Here is an 11,429-nt window from a genome sequence, read left to right as displayed (position 1 = left end):
GACGCTGTCCAGCCGAGTCCACCCGAACGGGTGACAACCGGTCCGGATCCGGACCGTGGTCGCCCGGAAAACCCCCTGCTCAGCGCCGAACCCGCCGGTACCGTCGCAGTGTCAACGAGCCGTGCCCCACCGGGGCAACGCCCGAGAGCACACCGATTCGGAGGCCGCACACCATGACCGACGCCAGTATCGACGCCACCACTGACAACGCCGACACCGCAGCTGCCGCGGAGATCGCCGCCGCCCATCTGCGCGCCGTCGACGCATCCGCCGCGACGCTGCTGCGGGTGGCCGCCGCACTGGCCCCGGCGGCGGTCGCCGAGCCGTCCGCCCTGCCGCGCTGGACCAAGGGCCACGTGCTGACCCACATCTCCCGCAACGCCGACTCGCTGGTCAACCTGCTGGACGGCGCCCGGACCGGCGAGGACATCCCGCAGTACGCCACCCCCACCGCCCGCGACGAGGACATCGAGGCCGGCTCGCCCCGCCCGCTGGCCGAGCAGCTGGCCGACCTGGGCGCCAGTCAGGAGCGCTTCACGGCCGCCGCCGCCAAGCTGCCCGCCGAGGCCTGGACGGCGACGATCCGGCACCGCTCCGGCTTCCTCTTCCCGGCCTACGAGCTGCCGCTGAAGCGGCAGATGGAGATCGAGTACCACCTGGTCGACCTCGGCGCCGACTACACCCACGCGCAGTGGCCGGCCGGCTTCGCCGAGGCGGAGTTCCCGCGGCTGGCCGAGCAGTTCGCGAAGGCGGAGGGCCTGCCGGCGCTCACCCTGACCGGCACCGACTCCGGCCAGCGGGCCGCCCTGGGCGACGGCGCCGAGCAGCTCACCGTCGAGGGCCCGGTCCGGACGCTCGCCGCCTGGCTGTCCGGCCGCTCGGACGGAGCCGGCCTGCTGGTCCGGCGCGGTGACCAGGAGCTGGACCACACCGCTCTGCCGGAGCTCCCGCCGATGGGCTGACCCGGCATGATGGCGGCAGAGGTTCAGGCCCAGGGCGAACGAGGAGCAGCGACGCAATGACGTACCACGGAGCAGTGAAGGTCGGCGGCCCGCCGGACGTACGGGAGTTGGCCCATCTGATCATCACCAAGATCGCGGTCGGGCCGTACGAGAACAACGCCTATCTGCTGCGCTGCCGCGCCACCGACGAGCAGTTGCTGATCGACGCGGCGGCGGACGCCCCGGTGCTGCTGGAGACGGTCGGCGACCAGCTCGCCACCGTGGTCACCACCCACCAGCACGCCGACCACTGGGGTGCCCTCGCCGAGGTCGTCGCCGCCACCGGCGCCCGGACGGCGGCCGGCCGGATCGACGCCCCCGGCATCCCGGTGCCGACCGACCTGCTGCTGGACGACGGCGACACCGTCTCCGTCGGCCAGGTCGAGCTGACCGTCCGCCACCTGGTCGGCCACACCCCGGGCGCGATCGTGCTGGTCTACGACGACCCGCAGGGCCACCCGCACCTGTTCACCGGCGACTGCCTCTTCCCGGGCGGCATCGGCAACACCCGGAAGGACCCGGACGCCTTCCACAGCCTCTACCGCGACGTCACCGAGAAGCTCTTCGTCCTCCCCGACGAGACCTGGGTCTACCCGGGCCACGGCAGCGACACCACCCTCGGCACCGAGCGTCCGCAGCTGCCGGAATGGCGCGCCCGCGGCTGGTGACGATCCATCGGTTTCCGGAGGCCCGCCCCCACCCGGGGGCGGGCTTCCGGCGTCGACCGGGATATTTCATACCGCCGCAACACCGCTGCCAGATCGGTGCGGAACGATGAATGCCATTCGAACCGCGTCACGAGGGCCGGGAGAGGGGAAGACCATGACCAGTCGCTGTCCGCTTCCCCGTACGCGCTGCTGTTGTCGCCGCAGCCCGTCCGCCCGCTGATTCCGCGCATCCACGTTCCCCCCACCCGCTCGGGCCGAATTCGCCTGCCCGGGGCGGGAGTTCCACCGCACTGTTCTGGAGGACAGCCATGACCACCGCTGCCATCGACCTTCGTCTCACCCCCGCCGCCGGCCGGATCGGCGCCGTCGTGCACGACATCGAGCTGAGCGGCTCGCTCGACCAAGAGACCGTGGCCGCGATCGAGGCCGCGCTGTACCGGCACAAGGTGCTGTTCTTCCGCGGCCAGCGGCACCTGGACGACGCCGGGCACGAGGCGTTCGCGCGGCTGCTCGGACAGCCGGTCGGCCACCCGACGGTGCCGAGCGCGGACGGCCGGTACATCTTCGAGCTGGACGCCACCAAGGGCGTCCGGGCGAACAACTGGCACACCGACGTGACCTTCGTGCCGTCCTACCCGAAGGCGTCCATCCTGCGCTCGCTGGAGCTGCCGGAGGCGGGCGGCTCCACGGTCTGGGCCAACACCGCCGCCGCGTACGAGGACCTGCCCGCGCCGCTGAAGGTGCTGGCCGAGAGCCTGCGCGCGGTGCACACCAACGACTACGACTACGCCGCCAGCCTGGCGCTGACCCCGGAGCTCGCGGACAACAAGGAGATCGCGGCGCTGTTCCGGCAGGTCTTCGTCTCCACCGCGTTCAAGACCGAGCACCCGCTGGTGCGGGTGCACCCGGTGACCGGGGAGAAGAGCCTGCTGCTGGGCGCCTTCGCGCAGCGCATCCAGGGCGTCTCGGGGGCCGACAGCCGGGCGCTGATCGAGCTGTTCCAGCGGTACGTGGAGCGGCTGGAGAACACCGTCCGCTGGGACTGGCAGGTCGGCGACGTGGTGATCTGGGACAACCGGGCCACCCAGCACTACGCCGTGAACGACTACGGCGACCAGCCGCGCCTGGTCCGCCGGATCACCCTGGACGGCGACCTGCCGGTGGGCGTGGACGGCACCCCGAGCCGCCTGCTGGAGCCGACCGAGCCCCCGGCGGTGGCCGGGCTGGTGCCGGCCGAGCAGTTGGAGGCGGCCGCGCTCGGCGCGTGAGCCGGAACGTGGAAGGGGCGCCCCGGCTGACCGGGGCGCCCCTTCCGTCGATCGACCGTCAGGCGTCGATCTCGTCCTTCGCGGCGGCGGCCTCGGCCGCCGCCTGCTTCTTCGAGGCGATCAGGCTGGTGATGGTGGTGATCACCAGCACGCCGCCGATCACGCCGAGCGAGAGCGGGATGCCGATCTCGGGGACGTGCACGCCGCTCTCGTGCAGCGCGTGCAGCACCAGCTTCACGCCGATGAAGCCGAGGATCACCGACAGGCCGTAGCTGAGGTGGACCAGCTTCTTCAGCAGGCCGCCGATCAGGAAGTACAGCTGACGCAGGCCCATCAGGGCGAAGGCGTTGGCGGTGAAGACGATGTACGGGTCCTGGGTCAGGCCGAAGATCGCCGGGATCGAGTCCAGCGCGAACAGCACGTCGGTGGTGCCGATCGCGAGCATCACGATCAGCATCGGCGTCATCAGCCGCTTGCCGTTCTGCTTGATCGTCAGCTTGGTGCCGTGGTACTGGTCCGTCGACGGGAAGCGCTTCTCGATCGACTTGAGCAGGCGGTTCTCCTCGAACTCCTCCTCCTCGTCGTCCCCCATCGCCTCCTTGACCAGCTTGTACGCGGTCCAGATCAGGAAGGCGCCGAAGATGTAGAAGACCCAGGAGAACTCGGAGACCAGCGCGGCACCGCCGGCGATGAAGACCGCGCGGAGCACCAGCGCGATGATCACACCGACCATCAGCACGCGCTGCTGGTAGATCCTGGGCACCGCGAACTTGCCCATGATCAGGATGAACACGAAGAGGTTGTCGACACTCAGCGACTTCTCGGTGATGTACCCGGCGAAGAACTCACCCGCCGGCTGCGAGCCGCCGTACCACCAGAGGAAACCGCCGAAGAGCAGCGCGAGGACGATCCAGACCGTGGTCCAGACTCCCGCCTCCTTGATGGAGACCTCGTGCGGTTTGCGACCACCGATGAAGAAGTCGGCCACGACCAGGGCGATCAGAACCCCGATCGTGCCGACCCAAAGACCTACGGACACGTCCACTAGCTGCTCCTCCGGCAGGTAGGCGAGACACACATCGTCACTGCCGGAGGTCTCTTCCGCCCGTCTGCCGCGCTCGGCCGGACCGGACCAGCGCCCCGGGGCACCCGGAAGGGCGCCCGTGATGACGGGAACGCTGCGGGGGAATACTCCCCTCCGCTGTCGGCAAGCCTAACAGGAACACCAAGAGAAGGTAAAGAAGGTAAAGGGCGAGTCGGGTCAGAGGTACGGCTCGATCGCGGGCAGCATGTCCTGGAACGTCCGCGCCTTCGCCGGGGCGCCGATCGCCTGCATGCCCCAGCCGCCCTCGCCGTCCCGGTACACCTTGGCCATGATCTGCCCGGTGTGCGGGCCGCCGCCGGTCAGCTCGTACCGGGCCAGCTCCTGGTCGGTGGACTCGTCCACCAGCCGGCAGTGCGCCTGCTGCACCTCGGCGAAGCTCTGGCCGGTGTACGAGCTGACCGTGAAGACCACCTGGGTGATGTGGGCCGGCACCTGGGCCAGGTCCACCAGGATCGACTCGTCGTCCTCCGAGCCCGCCCCGCCGACCAGGTTGTCCCCGGTGTGCCGGACGGAGCCGTCGTTGCTGACCAGGTGCTGGAAGAAGACCACGTCGGACGGGGTCCGCTCGGCGTACAGCAGGGCCGAGGCGTCCAGGTCGATCTGCCTGGTCCTGCTGCCGAACAGCCCGCGCTTGGGCGCGGCCTTCCACCCCAGGCCCATCCGGACCACCGTGAGCGACTCGCCCGAGCTCTTCTGCAGACTGACCCGTTGACCCTTGGCCAGATTCACCGACACGGTACTGCCCTCTCTCCTCAGCCCGGCCCTGCCCCGGACCGGCGCAACGGCGGAACACCCCCTTGCCGTCCCCCGGCTGAGGCCCCCTGCACGGGGTTTGCCCGCAGACCACCCTAGAGCCTGCACCCGGGCGCCCCTCGCAAGGGCGTACCCCGTGGCGCGGAAACCGGCTCCGCGCCACGGGGTACGCCCTTGCTGTGCTACTGACGGGCCCTCAGGCCATGCCCGCCTCGCGCATCTGGCGCAGCTCCTTCTTCAGCTCGCCGATCTCGTCCCGCAGCCGGGCCGCCAGCTCGAACTGGAGGTCGGCCGCCGCCGCGTGCATCCGGTCGGTGAACTGCTGGATCAGGTCGGCCAGCTCGGCCGCGGGCAGGCTCTTGGCCGGCTTCCGCCCGGCACCCAGTGCGGGGACCGCGGCCTTGCCCTTGCCGGTGCTCCGGTACCCGGTGGCGAGCAGCTCCTCGGTGTCCAGGTCCTCCCGGGAGAGGGTGTCCAGGATGTCGCCGATCTTCTTGCGGAGCGGCTGCGGGTCGATCCCGTGCTTGGTGTTGTACTCCTGCTGGACGATCCGGCGCCGGTTGGTCTCGCCGATCGCCAGCTCCATCGAGGGCGTGATCCGGTCCGCGTACATGTGCACCTGGCCGGAGACGTTGCGGGCCGCGCGGCCGATGGTCTGGATCAGCGAGGTGCCGGAGCGCAGGAAGCCCTCCTTGTCCGCGTCCAGGATCGCCACCAGCGAGACCTCGGGCAGGTCGAGGCCCTCCCGGAGCAGGTTGATGCCGACCAGCACGTCGAACTTGCCCGCCCGCAGCTCGCGCAGCAGCTCGATCCGGCGCAGCGTGTCGACGTCGCTGTGCAGGTACTGGACCTTGATGTCGAGGCCGAGCAGGTAGTCGGTCAGGTCCTCGGACATCTTCTTGGTCAGGGTGGTGACCAGGATCCGCTCGTCCTTCTCGATCCGCTTGCGGATCTCGTGCACCAGGTCGTCGATCTGACCCTCCGTCGGCTTGACGATCACCTCGGGGTCGATCAGGCCGGTCGGGCGGATGATCTGCTGCACCGTGCCGTCGCCCCGGGCCAGCTCGAACTTGCCCGGGGTCGCCGACAGGTAGACCGTCTGCCCGACCCGCTCCAGGAACTCCTCCCACTTGAGCGGGCGGTTGTCCAGCGCGGACGGCAGCCGGAAGCCGTGCTCCACCAGCGAGCGCTTGCGGGAGGCGTCGCCCTCGTACATCGCGCCGATCTGCGGGACCGTCACGTGCGACTCGTCGATCACCAGGAGGAAGTCCTCCGGGAAGTAGTCGAGCAGCGTGTTCGGCGGGGAGCCGGGCGAGCGGCCGTCGAAGTGCATCGAGTAGTTCTCGATGCCGGAGCAGCTGCCGATCTGGCGGAGCATCTCCAGGTCGTACGTGGTGCGCATGCGCAGCCGCTGCGCCTCCAGCAGCTTGCCCTGCTTCTCCAGCACGGCCAGGCGCTGCTCCAGCTCCTGCTCGATGTCGTTGACCGAGCGCTCCAGCCGCTCCGGGCCCGCGACGTAGTGCGAGGCCGGGAAGACGTAGATCGACTCGTCCTGGCTGATGATCTCGCCGGTCAGCGGGTGCAGCGTGTACAGCGCCTCGATCTCGTCGCCGAACATCTCGATCCGGACCGCGAGCTCCTCGTAGACCGGGAAGATCTCGATCGTGTCGCCCCGGACCCGGAAGGTGCCCCGGCTGAACGCGATGTCGTTGCGGGTGTACTGCATGTCGACGAAGCGGCGCAGCAGCGCGTCCCGGTCGACCTCCTCGCCGACGTGCAGCTGGGCCATCCGGTCGACGTACTCCTGCGGGGTGCCGAGGCCGTAGATGCAGGAGACCGAGGCGACCACGATCACGTCGCGGCGGGTGAGCAGGCTGTTGGTCGCGGAGTGGCGCAGGCGCTCGACCTCCTCGTTGATCGAGGAGTCCTTCTCGATGTAGGTGTCCGTCTGCGGGACGTACGCCTCGGGCTGGTAGTAGTCGTAGTACGAGACGAAGTACTCGACCGCGTTGTTCGGCAGCAGCTCGCGGAACTCGTTCGCGAGCTGGGCCGCGAGCGTCTTGTTCGGCGCCATCACCAGGGTGGGGCGCTGCAGCTTCTCGATCATCCAGGCGGTGGTCGCCGACTTGCCGGTGCCGGTGGCACCGAGCAGGACGACGTCCTTCTCACCCGCGCGGATGCGGCGCTCCAGCTCGGCGATGGCCGCCGGCTGGTCACCGCTGGGCTGGTAGGGGCTGACGACCTCGAAGGGCGCCACGGACCGCTCGATACTCGTGATGGGACGCACGGGGTCAACGGTACGACCCCGCACCGACAGCCCGGGCCCGGTCAGCGTTTCGGGCCCGCCGCCGCGTACAGCAGGGTGCCGGTGACCAGCAGCACCACCGGCGTCCAGGCCGACACCGTGGTGGCCGGGTCGAGCACCGGCCAGTGGCCGATCTCCCCCGCGACACCCGACAGCGGCGGGACGAAGGAGACCAGGGCGTACCACCCGACCGGCAGGGTCCAGGCGTAGTGCACCCCGAACAGCACCGCCCCGAGCGCGCCGAGACCGGCCAGGCCCGCGCTGTCGCGGAGCACCAGCGCGGTGGAGCCGAGCTCCGGCCCGAGGGCCCGGACCGCCAGCACCGCCGCCGCGGCGGACCCGGCGGTCAGCAGGACGTGCGCGGCCCGCCGGGGGGCCCAGCGGATCGCGGCCGTCCGGTCCAGCGCGGCGTCCTGCCCGGCCAGGCCGACGGTGGTGGCGGCCACGTTCGCGGTGAGCATCAGGACCGCGGTCGACGGGGCCGCCGGACCGTCCCCGGCCAGCACCAGCACCGCCAGGGCGACCAGGACGATCAGCGCGGCCGAGAGCGGAACCTGGCGCGAACGCCCGTACAGCAGCAGCCAGTTCACCGGGCCACCGCCCCGGCCGCTGCCAGTGCCGGTGCCGCTGCCGGTTCCGGTGTCGGCGAGCAGGCGAGGGCGGCGGTGCGCACCTCGGCGATCCAGGCGCGCTGCCCGGCCGGCGGCAGTGCCGCCAGCTTCGTCCAGGTGGCCTCGGCCTCCGCCCAGGTGCTGCGGTTGTAGTCGTCGGTGCCCGGCTGCTCCAGCGGGACCAGCCGGGGGTCGCCGAGCGCCCAGCTGGCGACGACGCTCTGCGTGGCGACGCCCTCCAGGCCGCCGCCCTCCCGGTCGTTGTAGCCGCGGCAGTTCGGCGCCAGGCCCTGGCCGACCAGCACCCGGGTCAGGTCCCGGCCGCTCGCCCCGGCGACCAGCCGTTCGTCGAAGTCGAGCAGTACCGTGTCGCCGGAGAGCGGGCGGGGGTCACCCAGCGCCCGGAGCGCGGTGTCCTCCCGGACCGTGGTCGGCGCCTGGTCGCCCAGCCGGTCCCGGAGCACCTGCAGCGCCTCCCGGCCGGACGGGGCGAGCCCGGCGAGCCGGAACCGGTTCGCCTCCGTCACGCAGACCGGGCCGTCGCAGACCGGGCTCGCGGCGGCCCGGTCGACCACGTAGGTGTCGCGCGGGTCGGCGGGGAGCACCAGCAGGGCCAGCGCGGTGAGGGCCATCACGGGCACCAGGGCGAGCAGCCGGGCCTGCCGGGTCCCCGCCGCCAGCAGCAGGAAGCCGGTGGCGAGCAGGCCGAGCAGCCAGAGCGTCTGGCCGAGGTGGACGGAGCCGGACAGGGTCAGCAGCATCTCGCGGGGTTCCGCGGTCACCGGCGTCAGCTGGGCGAACGGGCCGTTCGCCTGGCTGGTCGGCAGCTCCCCTTCGTTGACCGGACGCAGCAGGCCGGTCAGCAGCAGGACCGCCACCGTCAGGGCGGGCGGGGTGAGCACGGAGGGCAGGGCCCGGGCCACGCCCATCCCGAACACGGCACCCGCGACCAGCGCCAGCACCGCCACCAGCGAGATCGGCAGCCAGCCCAGCGGCAGGTAGGTGGTGCCGCCCAGTGCCACCTGGACACCGCCCACCAGGACCAGCAGGCCGAAGCCCACCACCAGCCCGAGTGCCGTCGCACCGGCCGGTACCGCCGCCCGGGCCCGGGCCGGGCGCGGCGTGGTGCCCAGCAGCTCGGTCATCCGCGAGCGGGAGTCGCGCAGCCCGTACAGCGCGCCGAGACCGACCACCAGGGGCCACCAGAAGCCCAGCAGGTACCTGGTCCACAGGGCCATCGAGGTCCACTGGGCGGTCCAGCCGGCGGTGCCGCGCCACCAGATCCCGTCGATCAGGCCGAACACCGCCAGGCTGGCGGCCAGCACGAGCAGGCCGGCCCACGGGGCCGCGGAGCGCCGCAGTTCGATCCCCAGCACACGTCCGTTCACCAGGTGCCCCCGGGCTGCTCGGAGTTGCGGAGCAGCGCCGAGTAGCCGCGCTCCAGCGGGCTGTCGCCCGGGTGTTCGGGGCCGCCCGCCGCGGCCAGCTCCGCCGGGGTGCCCTGGAAGACCAGCCGCCCCTCGGCGAACAGCACCACGTCGGAGCAGGCCGCCGCGACGTCCTCGACCAGGTGGGTGGAGACCACCACGCAGGCCTCCCGGCCCAGCTCCTGGAGCAGCTCGCGGAAGCGCAGCCGCTGCGCGGGGTCCAGACCGGCCGTCGGTTCGTCCAGCAGCAGCAGGTCGGGGTCGTTGACGATCGCCTGGGCGATGCCGGCCCGCCGCACCATGCCGCCGGACAGGGTCTTCATCCGGTGGTCGGCACGGTCCGCCAGACCCACCCGTTCCACCGCGCGCTGGACCGCCCCGGGGATCTCCGCCTTCGGGACCTCCTTCAACCAGGCCATGTACTCGACGAACTCACGCACCGTGAAGCGCTTGTAGTAGCCGAACTCCTGCGGCAGGTAGCCGATCCGGCGGCGCAGCGCCCGGAGGCCGCCCGGGCCGCCCGGGGAGCCGCCGAGCAGCTCCAGCTCCCCGGCGGCCGGGCGCAGCACGGTGGCCAGGGCCCGGATCAGGGTGGTCTTCCCGGCTCCGTTCGGTCCCAGCAGGCCGTGCGCACCGGTGCCCAGGGAGAGGTCGAGCCCGTCGACGGCCATCTTCTTCCGCCCGGCCCGGACCTGCAGGCCGGCGGCCCGGATCTCCCAGGCGTACGTCCTCGGCGCGATGTCGACCGCGCCCGTCGTGCGTGTCATGCGGTGATCCCCTTTCGAGGGGGTCGGATTCGAGGGGGGTCAGCGAGAGTTCCGGGGCACCGCGTACGCGCCCCTTCGGGCGGCCACGGCACCGCAGCCGAGCGCGAACAGCAGCCCCCACAGCGGCAGTTGCTCCGACTGCAGGGCGACCGGGAACCGGCTGGTGGCCAGTGTCGGCAGCACCACGGCGGCGGCCCAGGCGGCCACCAGGGCGAACGCGGCACGGGTCACGTCGACCACGCTGCCGAGCGCCAGGGCCGCCGTGGTGAACGCCAGCGCGGGCAGCAGCCACTGAGCGGCCGTCATGGCCCCGGTCAGCCAGCCCTCCAGCAGCAGCACGGGCAGCACCGCGCCCAGCACCGCCGCGGTGCGCCGGAGCAGCAGCGGCAGCCCGGCCCGGGCGGTCGAGGCGGTCAGCTCGTACGCCGGGTCCAGCCCGCGCGACCAGGAGGCGGCCACCGCGCACAGCGGCAGCACCGGGGCGACCAGCAGCAACGCCGAGGCGCCGCCGAACAGTTCGGGCAGACCGGCGCCGTCCAGCAGCAGCGCCAGCAGGGTGAAGGTGACGGTCATCATCAGCCACGGCGCCGTCGCCGGGGTCAGCCAGGCCGGCACCCGGTACCGGCGGTACCGCCCGGCCCGGGCCGGTCCTGCCGCCAACTCCGGTGCCAGCGCGGCCCGGACCGTCTCCAGCAGGGCGGCGGTGCCGGGCTCCCCGGCGGCCACGGAGGCCGCCAGCCCGGCCCGGCACCGCGCGCACCCCTCCAGGTGGGCCTCCAGCGCCCACAGCGTGTCCGCCGGCAGCTCCCCGCCGCCCGCGTACTCGCCGATCAACTGCAGCGACGCATGCTCCACGCTCATGCCAGTGCCTCCCGCATCGCGATCCTGGCCCGGCGGGCGCGGGTCTTGACCGTGCCCTCGGGGAGTCTGAGCAGGACGGCGGTCTCCCGGACGGACAGTCCGTCCAGCACCGTGGCCTGCAGTACCTGCCGGAGCTCCGGTGCCAGCCGCCGCAGCGCGTCGCCGACGTCACCGCCGACGGTCCCGGCCAGCACCTCCTCCTCGGCCGCGGGCACCACGGCCCGCTCGGCGGCGGCGACCGGGGGTTCGGCGTGGTGGGCCCGGCGCCGGAACGCGTCGACCAGGCGGCGCGCCGCGATCGTCCACAGCCACCCGACGGCCGAGCCGCCGACCGCGCTCCCGGCGAAGGCGCCGGCCGCGCGCCAGACCGCCAGGTAGGTCTCCTGCATCACCTCGGCGACGATCTGCTCGTCCGCGCAGCGGCGGCGCAGCCGGACCGCCAGCCACGGCGAGGTGCGGCGGTACAGCTCGTCGAACGCCCCGCGGTCGCCCTTCGCGACCAGCCGGAGGAGGCGTTCCTCGTCCAGCTGGTCCAGTGCTCTCCTGCGTGTTCTCACACCAGCCAGACGCCCGATCCCGCCTGCGGGTTCTTCCATCGCGGTGATCTGCGTCACAGCGGGGCGGAGGCCGTTCGCACGGCGGTCCGGGGCCGCCCGGACGGGT

General features: G+C 72.3%; 11 protein-coding genes. 3 read left to right on the top strand and 8 right to left on the bottom strand.

Annotated features, from left to right (window positions below):
- Positions 1–173 precede the first annotated feature (173 nt).
- The 3 genes from ABT118_RS18740 to ABT118_RS18730 all read left to right on the top strand — a co-directional run bounded on the left by ABT118_RS18740 (position 174) and on the right by ABT118_RS18730 (position 2,937).
- Positions 174–962: a maleylpyruvate isomerase family mycothiol-dependent enzyme gene (locus tag ABT118_RS18740; protein ID WP_350669863.1), complete on the top strand. Its 789-nt coding sequence runs from the start codon at positions 174–176 to the stop codon at positions 960–962.
- 56 nt (positions 963–1,018) lie between these two features.
- Complete coding sequence (locus ABT118_RS18735) at positions 1,019–1,669, top strand: MBL fold metallo-hydrolase (RefSeq protein WP_350669862.1); 651 nt, start codon at positions 1,019–1,021, stop codon at positions 1,667–1,669.
- A gap of 308 nt (positions 1,670–1,977) precedes the next feature.
- On the top strand, positions 1,978–2,937 hold the full coding sequence (locus ABT118_RS18730) for a TauD/TfdA dioxygenase family protein (protein WP_350669861.1): 960 nt from the start codon (positions 1,978–1,980) through the stop codon (positions 2,935–2,937).
- Between the two features lie 58 nt (positions 2,938–2,995).
- Here the strand turns inward: ABT118_RS18730 and ABT118_RS18725 are convergent, their stop codons facing one another.
- The 8 genes from ABT118_RS18725 to ABT118_RS18690 form a co-directional block, all read right to left on the bottom strand.
- The gene (locus ABT118_RS18725; RefSeq protein WP_350669860.1) at positions 2,996–3,982 is read right to left on the bottom strand and encodes a TerC family protein; all 987 of its coding nucleotides are present in this window, start codon (positions 3,980–3,982) and stop codon (positions 2,996–2,998) included.
- Between the two features lie 216 nt (positions 3,983–4,198).
- Positions 4,199–4,777 carry a TerD family protein gene (locus ABT118_RS18720; protein WP_350669859.1) on the bottom strand — a complete coding sequence of 193 codons (579 nt, stop codon included), beginning with the start codon at positions 4,775–4,777 and terminating at the stop codon, positions 4,199–4,201.
- A gap of 214 nt (positions 4,778–4,991) precedes the next feature.
- Positions 4,992–7,082: an excinuclease ABC subunit UvrB gene (uvrB, locus tag ABT118_RS18715; RefSeq protein WP_350669858.1), complete on the bottom strand. Its 2,091-nt coding sequence runs from the start codon at positions 7,080–7,082 to the stop codon at positions 4,992–4,994.
- A gap of 41 nt (positions 7,083–7,123) precedes the next feature.
- On the bottom strand, positions 7,124–7,690 hold the full coding sequence (locus tag ABT118_RS18710) for a hypothetical protein (protein WP_350669857.1): 567 nt from the start codon (positions 7,688–7,690) through the stop codon (positions 7,124–7,126).
- On the bottom strand, positions 7,687–9,099 hold the full coding sequence (locus tag ABT118_RS18705) for a hypothetical protein (protein WP_350669856.1): 1,413 nt from the start codon (positions 9,097–9,099) through the stop codon (positions 7,687–7,689). The genes ABT118_RS18710 and ABT118_RS18705 overlap by 4 nt, the downstream gene beginning before the upstream one ends.
- Positions 9,096–9,905: an ABC transporter ATP-binding protein gene (locus tag ABT118_RS18700; protein WP_350669855.1), complete on the bottom strand. Its 810-nt coding sequence runs from the start codon at positions 9,903–9,905 to the stop codon at positions 9,096–9,098. The genes ABT118_RS18705 and ABT118_RS18700 overlap by 4 nt, the downstream gene beginning before the upstream one ends.
- Positions 9,906–9,944: 39 nt before the next feature.
- Positions 9,945–10,766: a zf-HC2 domain-containing protein gene (locus ABT118_RS18695; protein ID WP_350669854.1), complete on the bottom strand. Its 822-nt coding sequence runs from the start codon at positions 10,764–10,766 to the stop codon at positions 9,945–9,947.
- Positions 10,763–11,362: an RNA polymerase sigma factor gene (locus ABT118_RS18690; protein ID WP_502884582.1), complete on the bottom strand. Its 600-nt coding sequence runs from the start codon at positions 11,360–11,362 to the stop codon at positions 10,763–10,765. The genes ABT118_RS18695 and ABT118_RS18690 overlap by 4 nt, the downstream gene beginning before the upstream one ends.
- Positions 11,363–11,429 lie beyond the last annotated feature (67 nt).

It is taken from the genome of Kitasatospora sp. NPDC002040 (genome assembly GCF_040296785.1).
Taxonomy (GTDB): Bacteria; Actinomycetota; Actinomycetes; order Streptomycetales; family Streptomycetaceae; genus Kitasatospora.
This window is presented reverse-complemented; position numbering and strand designations above follow the sequence as displayed.

Coding starts and splice junctions, on each gene's coding strand:
- ABT118_RS18730 (WP_350669861.1), top strand. CDS start 1,978: ATGACCACCGCTGCCATCGACCTTCGTCTCACCCCCGCCGCCGGCCGG.
- ABT118_RS18735 (WP_350669862.1), top strand. CDS start 1,019: ATGACGTACCACGGAGCAGTGAAGGTCGGCGGCCCGCCGGACGTACGG.
- ABT118_RS18740 (WP_350669863.1), top strand. CDS start 174: ATGACCGACGCCAGTATCGACGCCACCACTGACAACGCCGACACCGCA.
- ABT118_RS18695 (WP_350669854.1), bottom strand. CDS start 10,766: ATGAGCGTGGAGCATGCGTCGCTGCAGTTGATCGGCGAGTACGCGGGC.
- ABT118_RS18700 (WP_350669855.1), bottom strand. CDS start 9,905: ATGACACGCACGACGGGCGCGGTCGACATCGCGCCGAGGACGTACGCC.
- ABT118_RS18690 (WP_502884582.1), bottom strand. CDS start 11,362: ATGGAAGAACCCGCAGGCGGGATCGGGCGTCTGGCTGGTGTGAGAACA.